Consider the following 13,111-nt stretch of genomic DNA (forward strand, 5'->3'; position numbering starts at 1 on the left):
GCGCGTGCGGGAGGGAGCGGTCCTCCGGTGTGCGGCGGCCCTCCGGTGTGCGCTTGTCCGTCCAGGCCGCGGCACTTTTTGTTATCGGCCGGATCCGGGGCCGTCTCCTGTGCGAAACCGTCCGCACCGACCATCCGACGAGAACGAGGACCCACCCACGTGAGAGCACCGATCAGCCGCCGGACCATGCTGAAGATCGCCGGTACGGCCGCGGGCGCGGCCGCCGTCACCGCCGCCGTCCCCGCACCCGGGGCGTCGGCGGCGGGCGCGGCCTTCGCGCACCCGGGACTGCTGCACACCCAGGCCGACCTGGACCGCATGGCAGCCAGGGTGAAGGCGGGCGCCGCTCCCTACACGGCGGGTTTCGCCAGGCTCACCGCCAACCGGCACGCGCAGAGCACCTGGACGGCCCGCCCGGCGGCGACCGTGTACCGGGGATCGGGCACGCCGGAGAACTACAGGGTTCTCTACAACGACGTCCACGCCGCCTACCAGAACGCCCTGCGCCGGCACGTCGGCGGCGACAGCGCGCACGCGGACACCGCAGTGGCCATTCTCAACGCCTGGTCCGCGACCCTGACCAGGCTGGACGGCACGGCGGACCGGTTCCTCGCGGCCGGACTGTACGGCTACCAGTTCGCCAACGCCGCCGAACTCGTGCGTGACCGCGAGGGGTTCGAACTGGCCCGCTTCCAGAAGATGATGCGGTCCGTCTTCCTGCCGGTCAGCTCCGACTTCCTCACCCGCCACAACGGCGCCTACGTCAGCAACTACTGGACCAACTGGGACCTGGCCGCGATGGCCTGCGTCCTCGCCGTCGGCATCCTCTGCGACGACCGCACCGCGGTCGACCAAGCGGTCTCCTACTTCCGCAGCGGCGACGGCATGGGCTCGGTAAGGAACGCGATCCCCGTGGTGCACCCCGACGGCCTCGCCGAATGGGCCGAGGCGGGCCGCGATCAGGGCCACGCCCTGCTCGGCGTCGGCCTGATGGCCACGGTGTGCGAGATGGCGTGGAACCAGGGCATCGACCTGTACGGGTACGACGACAGCCGCTTCCTCAAGGGCGCCGAGTACGTGGCCAAGTGGAGCATGGGCGGATCCGTGCCCTACACCGCGCTGACCCGGAAGAAGGGGGCACCGGGCGTCTGGTCCGGCAGGGAGACCACCAGCAGGGCGGCCGCCGTGGATCCGGCCATGACCCGCCCGATCTGGGCCATGATCGCCAACCACTACACCGAGCGTCGAGGACTGGACGCCCCCTACGTCACGCGAATCGCGGCCAGGACGGCCCCGGAAGGCGGCGGCGGGGACTACGGGCCCAACAGCGGCGGATACGACCAGCTCGGCTTCGGCACCCTGACGTTCACCCGCGACCGGGCGTCCACGGCCCAGGCGACGGCGTCCCCGACGCCCGCCTCCGGCGCGGCCACCGGGGCCCGAAGCGAGTCCTCCGCACCGTCGTCCACGGCCGGGCCGCAGGGCGGCCGGGGCAGGGACCTGGCGAACACCGGCTCCGCGGACGTCCCCGCGTGGACCGCCGCCGCGGGCGTCACCGCCGTAGCGGGCGGACTGCTCCTGCTGCGCCGCCGCGGGCGCGCCGGGCGCGACAGCGCGTGAGCCGAGGGGCCTGCGGCCGACCGTCGTACGACCGCCTGCACACCCTCCTCGGCCACGCGGAGCGCCCGCCCCGCGACGTTCCGTGAAGGAGGGCCGATTCCGGCCCCTTCGGGATGCGCGCTGCGCCATCTGGGGGAAAGGTGAGGGGAGGATCGACTCGCAGAGGAGACAGAATGTCGACGTCACAGCCCGATGCGTCGCGTCGTCCGGCCGATGACCGTGCCACGCCGGACGAGCTGCTGCACGCGTGCCCGCTCGAGACCTCGGCGGAGGATCTGGTCCTCGCCTCGGGGCGGGACATCACCCCCAAGACCCTCGCCTGGGCAGAGCGGAAGCTTGCCTCCGAGGGGCACGCCGCGCTGGACAAGCTACTGCCTTAGTGACTCCCGGTCCGGAATCACGACGCCGGGGACGGGGCCGGGCCCCGGGGCCGTGATTCCGGACCGGTGCGGCTGCTGCGGAGTGTGCTTCGGGCTGCCCTCGAGGAGCGCGTCGGCGGCGGCGACGGCGTCGCGCACGTCCTTGGTTCCCGTCATGACGCACAGCGTGTAGCTGACATCCGCCAGCTCTCGTGCCGCTTCGGGTGACTCCCGCTCGGCGAGCGCGATCCGCAGGGACGCGTACCGGGTCAGCAGTCTTCTGACGGCCTTGGGATCGGGCATGAGCACAGTGGGGCCCTTTCTCTGGTTTTTCCGTCCCGGCTCCCCCGTCTCGTGCGAACCATGCACAACTCATCTCACACGGCCCGCTTTTGGCGCGATTTCGACCCTTCTCCTTCCCCCACGGCTCACCCTTCGGCGGACCGGCCCACGGCGCGACACGCGATCACTGACCACCCTCCCCTCCCGGCCGTTGACGTGCGCGGACCATACTGGGAGGCGTCCCTGTCCCCTTTCACCAGAGTGATCCATGGCAAAGTCCTCCACCGCCCGTGCCACGGCTCCCGACACCGTGTGGCTGGCCCGCGGGCGACACCCCGGCCCGGGCGCCGAGGACGCCGTCCGCCGCCGCCTGCGTGAGCTGAAGAGCGAGAAGGTCATCCAGGACGAGACCGAGTACGACGGTTCCCGGGAGGGCACGCCCGCGCGCGCCTTCGAGGCGCGGTGGCTCGTCGCGGACGACGTCGTCGTACGGGCCCGCCTCGACGTCGGGGCGCCCGACGACAAGGACGGCGCCCAGGACTGGGTGCTGGTGGCCGAGGCGGACCGGGCCTGGGACCTCCACTGGCCCTCTCCGGCCACCGTCTTCTGGCCCGATGAGCCGGACGTGCCCTGGGACCACGACGTGGTGCCGGGGCTGCGCTTCAGGGAGATCAACCCGCTGCCCACGGAGGACCGGGCGCTGCGGCGCCTGCTGAAGGACTGCGCGCGCCACTCGTGGAGCATCCACGTGGTCGTCCACGAGGCGATGACCCCCGGCGAGCGCGGGCTGCGCCCCCTCGCCCCGCTGCTGCCGCCCGGCCTCAGGCACCGCGTCGTGGAACACCGGGCCGCGCCCGAGCAGTTCCAGGTGGTCAACTGGGCCCTCTACGACCTCGGGGCCCGGGTGCCCCGAGGCGGTGCCGTGGTGCTGCCCGCGGCGCCGTCCGGTCCCGGCGCCGGCGACAACGGGTTCAGCGTGCGCACGGTCTTCCTCGACGGTTCGCGCCCCACGGAACTCATCGACACCGTGCGACGCTTCGCCGAGGAGCCCGCGCCCCTGCCCGAGGGCGCCGAGGAGGCCCTGGCCGCGCTACGCGAGCAGTGGCATCTGACCACCCTGGAGGAGGAACTGGCCATGGCGCGCCGTCAGCTCGCCGCCTACGCGGAGGCGCTCGAGGCCATGACGAAGTCGCGGGACATGTACCGAGAGGCGGCCGAGCTCGCCCACGAGGCGCTGGAGGCCTATCAAGAGGCCGGCGCGCTGCCCGCACCGCGCCGGCCACGCAAGAGGGAAGGTTTCTCCCTGCGTACCCTGGCCAAGCCCTTGGAGCGCGTGGTGGACGGCGTGAAGTCGCTCGGTGTACCGGGCCCGCAGAACGGTGACGCCGCCCCCGAGGCGGAGCCCTCCGCGGACACCTCCCCGGCAGGACCGTCGGACTCCGGGGACTCCAGGCAGTTGTAGAGCCTCTCGTCCGGATGATGCCGGGCCCGCATGCCGACAGCAGAGGGCCCCGCCGCGTGCCGGGGGGAGGGACATCGGCGGGGCCGCCGGCCCGAGGCACCAGGGGGGAGGGCGCCCACGAGCGGTCTGAGGTGCTGGTGCCCGGCTTCCCGGGAAGTATGCGTGGCCGATTTCCGCTTTCTTCTTCACCCATCCGTGAGGGCCGGGTGTAGGCGGAGGTTTAGGGGGTACTCGGCGGCGAACTCGCTGTCGGGTGCCATTCCGGCAGCGAGATGTTGATCACCTCCGGAGCGCGGGTCGCGGTGCATCTGTTGTCCGCCCCGGGGTAGGCGAGCCCCGCCACACCGTACGGATGGGAGGACATTGTGTCGGCTGAGCAGACCCCGCTCTCCATCGATGTGACGATGCCCCGGGAGGATGTCGCGCTGGTCACTGTGAAGGGTTTCCTGGACGTCGACACGGCGACGGAGTTGCACCACCACCTCGCCAACCAGATGCACCACGGCCGGCAGCATCTGTTGCTCGACCTGTCGGAGGTGCCGTTCATGGACTCGTCCGGCATCAACATCATTCTCAACGCCTACAAGGAGACCCGTCAGGTGGGTGGCTCGATCGGTCTCATCGACCCCGCCCCGGCCGTCCAGCGGATCCTCGACCTGACGGGGGTGAGCCTGACCGTGCCGTCCTACAAGACCGTTCAGGACGCACTGGACGACACGGGCGACGCGTTGAGCCGGCCCTAGGCTCGTGGGCGGGGCGTCGCTCCGAGGCGCCGGGCCGGGCCGCGGGTGCGCCGACGAGACCGGTGAGCGGCGGGGTGTGCTGACGGCCGGTCAACTGGCGCGTTTCGGTCGGGGAGCGTCGTCCGCCCGTGTGGTCTCCGTGTTCGTCGTCGCCCGCCCTCAACGGTCCGACGCCGTGTATACGGACGGCAGTTGGCTGGATCCCCCGATCGTTGGATGATCTCCAGGGCGCCCTCGGGTGCCGAGGGTGATCTCCCATGATTACAGTGGTCGCGCGACAAGGAACCGCGCTCTCCGGGCAGGCTCCCCAGCCGTCGGGGGAGGGTACGTACGAAGGAGACAGGGACGTGACGGACCAGGAGTCGGCAACGAACCCAGGAGCGTCGACACGGGTCGTGGGGGACTTCCTGCTACGCCGTCGGGAGCAGATCTCTCAGCGCTGGGCCGACCAGACGCTCTTCCGTACGGTGTTCACGGTGTCGCGCGACGAGGCCGTGGAAGCCGCAGGCTCTCTGGTGGAGGCGCTCGCCGCGGTGGCCGCCTCCGGACGGATCGAGGATCTTCGGGCCCCGGGCTTCGCGGGGATGCGCGAACAGCTCACGCGCATGGCGGCCTCGCGGGCACGGGCGGGCGCGACGCCGTCGCAGATCGCCGACGAGGTCGCGGCCCTGGGCCCCTCGGTCAGGGAGCTGCTGAGCGCCGAACTGTCCGGGGCGGACGGCCAGGCGAGCGGATCGCACGCCGTCGCGCTCACCGCCCTGCTGGGCACGCTGCGGGTGCTCGTCATGGAGACCGCCCTGAGCACGGGCGAGGAGATCATCGAGCGGCAGCGGCTGCAACTCCTCGAAGTCGCCACGCCCGTCATCAAACTGTGGAATGGCATCGTCGCCGTGCCGCTCATCGGCACCCTGGACAGCGCCCGCAGCCAGGTCGTGATGGAGAGCCTGCTGGAGGCAGTCGTCACCCAGCAGGCCAGGTTCGCCATCCTGGACATCACCGGAGTGCCCACCGTGGACTCCCTGGTGGCGCAGCACCTGATGAAGACCGTCGCGGCGGCCCGCCTCATGGGCGCGGAGTGCATCGTCTCCGGTATCCGGCCGGCGATCGCCCAGACCATCGTGCATCTGGGGATCGACCTGGGCACGGTCATCACCCGGGCGAGCCTGGCCGACGCCCTCGCCTACGCCCTCCACGAGCTGGGCGCAGTGATCGTCGACCGGGCGGCCCACGGAGGAGGCCAGCGGTGACCGGCGGTTTCCAGGACCCGACGGGTGCTTCCGTCCCCGTACTCAGGCTCGGTGACGTTCTGCTCGTCACCCTTCAGGGCGAACTGGAGGACAAGGCCGCCGAACAGCTGCAGCAGGACATCAGCGAGACGATCGCGGGCAGTTCCGCCACCGGAGTCGTCATAGACGTCTCCGGTGTCGAGATCGTCGACTCCTTCCTCGGACGCGTGTTCGCGGAGGTCGCGGCGAGCGCCAAGCTGCTCGCCGCGGAGACCGTCGTGGCCGGCATGCGTCCCGCGGTGGCCATCACCCTGGTCGAACTCGGCCTCACGCTGCCCGGTCTGCGCACCGCGCTCGACACCGACGACGCACTGCGGATGCTGACACGGGCGTCCACGCCCCTGTCCCACGGCCCAGCACGCCAGGAGAACGCGTGACGGAGACATCGGGCCGCGTCACCACATGCCTGCCCATCCGCACGGACATGGATCTGGCGTGGGTGCGGCAGCATGTGCGGCAGGCGGCTGCCGAGATCGGTTTCGGGCTGGTGGAGCAGACCAAACTGATCACCGCGGCCAGCGAGCTCGCACGCAACACACTCGTCCACGGCGGAGGCGGACGGGTGGAGATCGCCTTCCTGGACAACGGCCGCACCCGCGGGCTGCGCCTGTCCTTCGTCGACGAGGGACCGGGCATCCCCGACATCGAGCGGGCCCTCACCGACGGCTACACCTCGGGCGGCGGTCTCGGCCTCGGGCTCGGCGGAGCCCGGCGGCTGGTACACGAGTTCTCGATCGACTCCCGTCCCGGCGAAGGCACCCGGGTCAGCGTGATCTGCTGGGCCGCCGGACCGCCGCGGCCCCGCGAGGAAGTTCGATGACCCGCGTCTGGGACGTGCCCGTGCACGACTCGACCCGTGTCCGGGACGTCACGGTGGCGGTGCAGGACACCTGCGGGCACGCGGGGTTCGACGACGGCCGTACGGCCGCGGCCGTGCTCGTCGCCACGGAGCTCGCCACCAACCTGCTCAAGCACGCCGGCGGTGGCCGGATCCTCATCGACACGGTGGACGCGGACCTCACCTCCGACGTGGCCGCCGGAAAGCCGGCGCTGCAGATCGTCGCGATCGATCACGGCCCGGGCATCCCCGATCTCGCGGCCGCGCTGGGCGACGGCTTCTCCACCACGTCCTCGCTGGGTGCCGGACTCGGCACCTGCGGGCGCATAGCGGACGACTTCGACCTGCACAGCGCGCCCGGGAGGGGCACCATCGCCCTGGCCCGGATAAGGGCCGGGTCCGGTCGCCGCCGGTACGGGCACGCCCGGCAGGAACACGCCCCGGTGCGGGCCGGCGGCGTCAACATCGCCCTGGCGGGACCCCAATCGGGCGACGCCTGGGCGTGTGTGAGGTTCGGGGAGCGGGTCACGCTGCTCCTCGCCGACGGACTGGGGCACGGCCCGGCCGCGGCCGAGGCGTCCGACGCGGCGGTCCGGCAGCTGCGGGCCAGCGCCCATCTGTCGCCGGCGGAGCTGCTCGGCGTCCTGCACACGGCGCTGCGCAGCACCCGGGGCGCCGCTGTCGCGGTCGCCCAGGTCGACCTGGCAGAAGGGAGTCTGGCCTTCTCCGGCATCGGCAACATCGGCGCGCGGTTCCGTTCCGGCGGTGACTGGCAGCACCTGCTGTCCCATCCCGGCATAGTCGGCGCCCACCGACCGGCGCACATCCCCTGTCAGCGGCTGCCCTGGTCGCCCGACTGTCTTCTCGTCCTGCACAGCGACGGACTGCCCAGCCGGTGGTCCCTGCGGGAGGACGTGCTCTCGGCGGAGCTGGACCCGGGGGTGACGGCCGCCGTGATCGTGCGGGACGCCAGCAGTGCCGCCCGGCCCGTCCGCGACGACACCACGGTGACCGTGCTGTCCCCCACACCGCCGAAGCGTGAACCATGACCCACACGTGGCAGATCATCACCGCCGTCGATGCCGCCCGGGCCCGGATCGCCACCGCCCGGCTCGCGGCCGATCTCGGTGTCTCCGTCGTCGACCGCACCCGCCTGGTCACCGCGCTCACCGAGCAGCTGCGCCAATGCCTCACCAAGGGCGGCGCCTGGCGGCTGACCCTCGGGACCGCTCCCCCGTCGCGGGGCGATGACCAGCCAAGGCTGCGGGTCACCGTCCGCCCCGACCCGGACGAGCGCCCCCACGAGGAACCGACGTGGCAGGCGCAGGTTCCGGCACCGGAGCCGGGCGGCCGGCCGGACACGGTGGCGGTGCGCGCCTCCCCGCCGGCCCTTGCCGAGGCGCTGTTCAGCGCCGACGAGGACACCGCGCGCGTCCTGGACGCGCTGACGGAGCAGGAGGCGCTGGTCGCCTTCCACCGTGAGGAGCTGCACCAGACGAACCAGGGCGTCCTCGCGCTGCACGCCGAGCTCGACGCCGCCGGCCAGACACAGCGCGAGCTGTTCGCCGCAGAGCGGGCCGCACGCACGGAGGCCGAGGAGGCGCGCCGCCGGCTCACCTTCCTCGCCGACGCGAGCGCGGCACTGACGGCGTCCCTGAACCACGACGAGATCGTGCGCCTGCTCCCCGAGCTGCTCACCCCGACGTACGCGCGGACCGCCGACGTATGGCTGCTCGGTGACGGCGAGGCGGAGCCGAGCCACGCGCCCCGTCCGGCCGCCGCCGTGCTCGCCGCCCGCACCGGCCGCCCGCAGTACGCGGCGCCCCAGCCGGGCGGTCTGCCCGGCGTGGAGGACCGGCCGCCCTCCGCCCTGCACCCCACCCGGCCGCTGCTGTGCCTGCCGCTCTCGGCCCGGCAGGTGCCGCTCGGCGTGATCACCCTCACCCCGCCCGGCGACGGGTGGGATCCGGACGACGCCGTCATGCTGATCGAACTGGCCCGCAGGGCCGCCATCGCGATCGACAACGCGCAGCGCTTCGAGCACAGCCGCGACATCGCCGAGACGCTGCAGCGGGCCCTGCTAACCGAGCTGCCGGTCACCCCCGGGCTCCAGCTCGCCGCCCGCTATCTGCCGGCGACCCACGGTCTCAACATCGGCGGTGACTGGTACGACGCCTTCCGGCAGCCCGACGGGAGCCTGATCGCGGTCATCGGCGATGTCACGGGGCACGGGCTGCACGCGGCGGTGATGATGAGCCAGCTGCGGACGGCCCTGCGCGCGTACGCCGTCGACGGGGGCAGCCCGGGCCGGCTCCTCACCCGGCTGCACCTGTTCCTGCACCATCTCCAGCCGGACCTGTACGCCACCGCCGTGATCGCCCGTTTCCGACCCGGCGAACCGGTGCTGACCTGGGCCGCGGCCGGTCATCCGCCCCCGGTGCTGCGCACGGCCGACGGCCGGGTGCACACCCTCGACGCCAAGCCGGGCGCCATGCTGGGCGTTCCGGTGCAGCAGGAGATCGAGGACCACACCGTGCCCCTGCCGCCCGGCTCCACGCTCGCCCTGTACACGGACGGCCTGGTGGAGCGGCGGGCCTACGGCATCGACCCGGGCATCGAGCGTCTCACCGAGGCGATGTCCACGCTCGCCGTGCCGGACCCGAACGGCGGTCTGGAGGGCGCCGCGGACCGGGTACTCGAACCGATGCTGAGGGACTCGGAGGGCGAGGACGATGTGTGCCTCCTGCTGTGCCATGTGGACGGCGAGACCGCCGGGACCGCTGGGGAGCCGCCCGTGCCGTGATCCTGGATGCGTATCCTTCGGCTTTCTGGCAACCGTCATAAGGGGGGCCGGGCGACAGCGCGACGAACGACGAGAACCGGCCGGAGTGCCGGCCGGGGGAAGGACGGCATGGCAACCGAGCCGCGTTGGGACAAGGCCTGGCCGTTCGAGACGGTCGAGGCCCTGGTGGCGGATTTCGGCGGCGACCTGCCCGATGTCACCGGGGCACGGCTGGCCGCCGAGGAGTTTCTGCGACGGCTGGCGCGGGCTTCGCCTCCGACGAGTCCCGAGTACTGGAACGACATACTCCTGGTGGTCGACGAGCTGGCGGCGAACGCCGTCCAGTACGCGCCCGGGCCGTTCGGCCTGCGGATGCGTCCCACGTACGACGGTGTCCACGTGACGCTGCACGACACCAGTACGACGCCTCCGGCACCGCGCCCCTTCAAGCCGGGCCAGAGCGGGGGCATCGGCTGGCACCTGGTGCACACGCTGTGCCACCAGGTGAGCGTGGTCGTCCAGGCGGACGGCAAGGACGTGCACGTGTTCCTGCCCTGGTAGCGCGCGGCCCCTTCGGTTCGCGCGCTGCCGAGGCGTGAGCCTCCTGCCGTGCCGTCAGGCGACCCAAGGGTGGGCGTGGGGCGGTCCGTGGGATCAGGCCGCCCGCCACCTCGACCCGGAGCCGTCCGGGGTGGTACCGGCGGCGGCCCGAGTGTCTCCGGCCTTCTGCGCCGTGGGCTTCTCGCGTACCCGGGAACCGGTGTCGGCACCGTCCGGGGAGGAGCGGGGCACGACGCGCAGCCGGCGGCGTCCCGCGCCGCGGGCCTTCCTGGTGCCGCCCGGGGTGAGCAGGCGTTCCTCATAGCTGCCGAGCGCGAGCACGAGGCACAGCATGGACACCGGCATGAGCAGGGCTACGGCGATCATGTGGGCTCCTTCACAGGGCGTCCTGTTCCGCGTTGCCCCGCTTCGCCCTTGGAAACACGATTCAGCCGAGTGGCACGAGCACGCTGACGGACTTGCCGCCCACGTGGGACTCGATGACGATGTCGCGCGCCAGCTTGATGATCAACGGCCAGCCGAACCCACCCCTGTCCTGCCTGTTGGGAAGCTCGCCCGTACCGAACGCCACGGAGGGGATGTCCGGGCTGCGGTCGCGCACGACGAGGCGGACGCCCTCCCGCGTGGGGACGGCCTCGAAACCGGCGAGCCCGCCCCCGTGCCGGATGGCGTTGGACACCAGTTCCGAGGTGACGAGCAGCAGGTCGGTGACGGCCTGCTCGGTGGGCCGCACGGGCGCGGTGGCCCAGTGGCCCCGGACGACCGCGAGCACGTACGCGCGCGCCGTGGCCGCGCTGGTCACCGGGCCGCCGGGCGGGGACGGATCGCTCTGCCGCACGTCGTCGGGCGTGTGCGCGTGCCGCGGACCCACGGGGGTGCTGGTGTCGCGCTCGTCGGCTCCTCCCGGGTTCCCGCCGTCCCGCGGGGGAAGGTCCACCGGTTTCATCGCGCGCGCAAGGAGTCGGGCAGACCTGCGGGTCCCGTGGCGTCGCGGGGACGGCACCGGGCCTCGGAGCCTGTGTCGAGGGTCGGCGTGGCGTGGTGTCGTTCGTTCATCGCCCCACGCATACCCGTCCGTGGGCGAGCCATGAGTGCGAAAAAATGCTTGGCGCCGGATCTGCCGGCCTCGGCCGACCGACTCGCAGGGTTGGCGACCGTTCGGCAGCCCCCGGCGATCGGTCCGCAGGCCTCTGCCGGCCGGTGCGAGACCTCAGCCGGCCAGTGCGGCGGCGAGTTCGGCGGCGGCCTCGACGAGTTCGACGTCCTGCTCCGCGAGCAGTTGGCGCAGCACCCCCCGGTCGGCGCGCACGGCATGGCGGGCCGCACGCTCCCACCCCACGTAGTCCTGGGGGTAGTTGAGCAGTTTGGGGTAGGCGGAGGCGGTGCTCTCCCACTGGTGGGCGTCGGCGATGCTCCTCAGCAGGTGAAGGATCTCCACACGGCAGGTCACCTGGGGAAGCCGGGCCAGCTCCCACAGGAACGGGACCGTGGCCGCCGTGGCCTGGTCGACGACGAAGCCGTACTGGCAGATGCGCTCGCGCAGGTGGCCGAGTGCCGCCCGGGCGGTGGGCTCGTCGCCCCGGGCGACGTCGTGGAGCAGGACCGGGATGGCCTCGGCGGAGCCGCTGGAGTCCTTGATGGAGTCCCACGGCACGTGCCCCAGGTCCTTCAGTGATGTGGCCATTTCCACTCCCGCAGACAGTGTGGGGCCCAAGAACGACACGGCATTGCTACGACACGGCACCGTCCTGATGCGACGTCAGCACGCGGACGGCTGTGAAGCGGTGGACGTCGCCGCTATTATCCACGCAGTCAGTACCGTTGTGCAATTGCATGGGAAATTGCACGACGGAGAACGGAAGGAGACTGCGGTGCCTTCAGTGCCGAACGGAGTGCAGGCGGGCTCGTTGGACGCCCGCTGGATCAAGAGCGGGCACAGCAACGCCGAGGGCAACTGTGTCGAGTTGGCCCGCCTGGCCGACGGGGCCATCGCGGTGCGCAACTCGCGCGATCCGGAAGGACCCGCCCTCGTGTACACACCCGCCGAGGTGGCCGCGTTCCTGGCAGGCGCCAAGGACGGGGAGTTCGATCACCTGCTGTGAGGCGGATCCCGTCGGTTCGGTCCTGCCGTCCCCTGCGACAGGGCGCTACCGGATGCGATAATGAGGGTCTGTTGTCCGTCGGCTGACCGGGAGTCAGGATGTCCGCCTCGTCGCACCGCCTCTCCCGTCTCGAACCGTATCTCACCCGGACCCAGCCCGCTCCGACTCTTCTGAAGATGCTGGTCGGCGTGCAGTTGGCGGGCATGCGCGAGGACGTCGGCCTCTCCCAGGAGCAGGCGGCGCGGGCACTCGGTTTCAGCCCCGCGAAGCTGTCGCGCATCGAGGCCGGCAAGGGGCGCAGGCCTCCCACGGAAGACGACGTCCATGCGCTGCTGCGGCTGTACCAGGCGGATGACCACGAGGCCTCGGTGCTGGTCCAGCTGCTGCGGCGAGCCGGTGAGCCGGGCTGGTGGCAGCGCTACGACAAGCGGCTGATGCCCGAGTGGTTCGACCGCCTGGTCGGGCTGCAGGAGGCGGCCACCGCGATCCGTACCTTCGAGATCCAGTACGTACCCGGGCTGTTGCAGACACCGGCCTACACCCGGGCCGTGGTGGAGCGGGGCCTGCCGACGGCGTCGGCCGCCGAGGTGGAGCGCCGGGTGGAGCTGCGGATGCGGCGGCGGGAGCTGCTGTCTCGTCCGGACGCTCCTCGACTGTGGGCCGTCGTCGACGAGTCGGTGCTGATGCGGGTGCTGGGCGGCCGCGAGGTGATGCGCGAGCAGCTCGAGCACCTGGTCGAGATGGCGCAGCGTCCGCATGTGACCGTGCAGGTGGTGCCGTTGGACGTGACGAACGCGTCGGCCCCGGCGATCCCGGTCACCTATCTCCGCTTCGCCGGCGTGGACCTGCCGGACATCGTCTACCTGGAGCACATCAGGAGCGCCAACTTCCTGGAGGACCGGGACGAGACGGAGGAGTACCGGGTGGTACTGGACCGGCTCGCCGACGAGGCGCTCGATCCGCGCGAGTCACTGGCCCTGTTGCGCACGACCCTTCAGGAGCGTTACCCCGCCGGTTGACGTCACCCGGCCGGGTGACCGGGGTCGTGGGCGGCGCGGACGCTCCCGGTGTGGGGC

16 protein-coding genes are annotated in these 13,111 nt (G+C 72.0%); 12 read left to right on the plus strand and 4 right to left on the minus strand.

The genetic code is table 11. The features are described from left to right. Positions 1–186 precede the first annotated feature (186 nt). Together ACFYZE_RS22585 and ACFYZE_RS22590 are read left to right on the plus strand one after the other, a co-directional pair. Positions 187–1,620, plus strand: coding sequence for an alginate lyase family protein (locus ACFYZE_RS22585; protein ID WP_388997259.1), 1,434 nt, complete (start codon positions 187–189; stop codon positions 1,618–1,620). Positions 1,621–1,793: 173 nt separating this feature from the next. Further along, complete coding sequence (locus tag ACFYZE_RS22590; RefSeq protein WP_103843427.1) at positions 1,794–2,000, plus strand: hypothetical protein; 207 nt, start codon at positions 1,794–1,796, stop codon at positions 1,998–2,000. On the opposite strand, the gene ACFYZE_RS22595 is transcribed toward ACFYZE_RS22590, so the two are convergent. Beyond that, on the minus strand, positions 1,989–2,288 hold the full coding sequence (locus ACFYZE_RS22595; RefSeq protein ID WP_388996861.1) for a DUF5133 domain-containing protein: 300 nt from the start codon (positions 2,286–2,288) through the stop codon (positions 1,989–1,991). The two genes, ACFYZE_RS22590 and ACFYZE_RS22595, sit on opposite strands and share 12 nt — an antisense overlap. A 241-nt stretch (positions 2,289–2,529) precedes the next feature. Between ACFYZE_RS22595 and ACFYZE_RS22600 the strand changes: the two genes are divergently transcribed. From ACFYZE_RS22600 to ACFYZE_RS22635, 8 genes are all read left to right on the plus strand, one after another. Further along, entirely contained in the window at positions 2,530–3,723 is a 1,194-nt protein-coding gene (locus tag ACFYZE_RS22600) for a hypothetical protein (RefSeq protein WP_388996864.1), read from the plus strand. Between the two features lie 365 nt (positions 3,724–4,088). Continuing rightward, positions 4,089–4,466, plus strand: coding sequence for an anti-sigma factor antagonist (locus ACFYZE_RS22605; RefSeq protein WP_388996867.1), 378 nt, complete (start codon positions 4,089–4,091; stop codon positions 4,464–4,466). 347 nt (positions 4,467–4,813) lie between these two features. Then, positions 4,814–5,713 (plus strand): STAS domain-containing protein, encoded by a 900-nt coding sequence (locus tag ACFYZE_RS22610; protein WP_388996870.1) that lies wholly within the window; start codon positions 4,814–4,816, stop codon positions 5,711–5,713. Then, a complete protein-coding gene (locus ACFYZE_RS22615; RefSeq protein WP_388996873.1) occupies positions 5,710–6,129 on the plus strand; it encodes an STAS domain-containing protein in 420 nt (139 codons plus the stop codon). The genes ACFYZE_RS22610 and ACFYZE_RS22615 overlap by 4 nt, the downstream gene beginning before the upstream one ends. 47 nt (positions 6,130–6,176) lie before the next feature. After that, a complete protein-coding gene (locus ACFYZE_RS22620) occupies positions 6,177–6,572 on the plus strand; it encodes an anti-sigma regulatory factor (RefSeq protein WP_388997262.1) in 396 nt (131 codons plus the stop codon). Next, complete coding sequence (locus ACFYZE_RS22625) at positions 6,569–7,639, plus strand: SpoIIE family protein phosphatase (protein ID WP_388996875.1); 1,071 nt, start codon at positions 6,569–6,571, stop codon at positions 7,637–7,639. Before ACFYZE_RS22620 ends, ACFYZE_RS22625 begins: the two co-directional genes overlap by 4 nt. Beyond that, entirely contained in the window at positions 7,636–9,393 is a 1,758-nt protein-coding gene (locus ACFYZE_RS22630; RefSeq protein ID WP_388996877.1) for a PP2C family protein-serine/threonine phosphatase, read from the plus strand. The genes ACFYZE_RS22625 and ACFYZE_RS22630 overlap by 4 nt, the downstream gene beginning before the upstream one ends. Before the next feature lie 108 nt (positions 9,394–9,501). Next, entirely contained in the window at positions 9,502–9,933 is a 432-nt protein-coding gene (locus ACFYZE_RS22635) for an ATP-binding protein (RefSeq protein ID WP_388996879.1), read from the plus strand. A gap of 93 nt (positions 9,934–10,026) precedes the next feature. Here ACFYZE_RS22635 and ACFYZE_RS22640 read toward each other — a convergent pair whose 3' ends face one another. The 3 genes from ACFYZE_RS22640 to ACFYZE_RS22650 form a co-directional block, all read right to left on the minus strand. Next, entirely contained in the window at positions 10,027–10,299 is a 273-nt protein-coding gene (locus ACFYZE_RS22640) for a hypothetical protein (RefSeq protein WP_388996881.1), read from the minus strand. 61 nt (positions 10,300–10,360) lie between these two features. Then, positions 10,361–10,870 carry an ATP-binding protein gene (locus tag ACFYZE_RS22645; protein ID WP_388996884.1) on the minus strand — a complete coding sequence of 170 codons (510 nt, stop codon included), beginning with the start codon at positions 10,868–10,870 and terminating at the stop codon, positions 10,361–10,363. 273 nt (positions 10,871–11,143) lie between these two features. Then, positions 11,144–11,617, minus strand: a complete 474-nt coding sequence (locus tag ACFYZE_RS22650) for a hypothetical protein (protein WP_388996887.1) — start codon at positions 11,615–11,617, stop codon at positions 11,144–11,146. 187 nt (positions 11,618–11,804) lie between these two features. On the opposite strand from ACFYZE_RS22650, the gene ACFYZE_RS22655 reads away from it, so the two are divergent. Next, positions 11,805–12,035, plus strand: a complete 231-nt coding sequence (locus ACFYZE_RS22655; RefSeq protein ID WP_388996890.1) for a DUF397 domain-containing protein — start codon at positions 11,805–11,807, stop codon at positions 12,033–12,035. 98 nt (positions 12,036–12,133) lie between these two features. Next, positions 12,134–13,054: a helix-turn-helix domain-containing protein gene (locus ACFYZE_RS22660; protein ID WP_388996892.1), complete on the plus strand. Its 921-nt coding sequence runs from the start codon at positions 12,134–12,136 to the stop codon at positions 13,052–13,054. The last annotated feature ends 57 nt before the right edge of the window (positions 13,055–13,111 follow it).

It is taken from the genome of Streptomyces sp. NPDC001796 (assembly GCF_042892355.1).
Classification (GTDB): Bacteria; Actinomycetota; Actinomycetes; order Streptomycetales; family Streptomycetaceae; genus Streptomyces.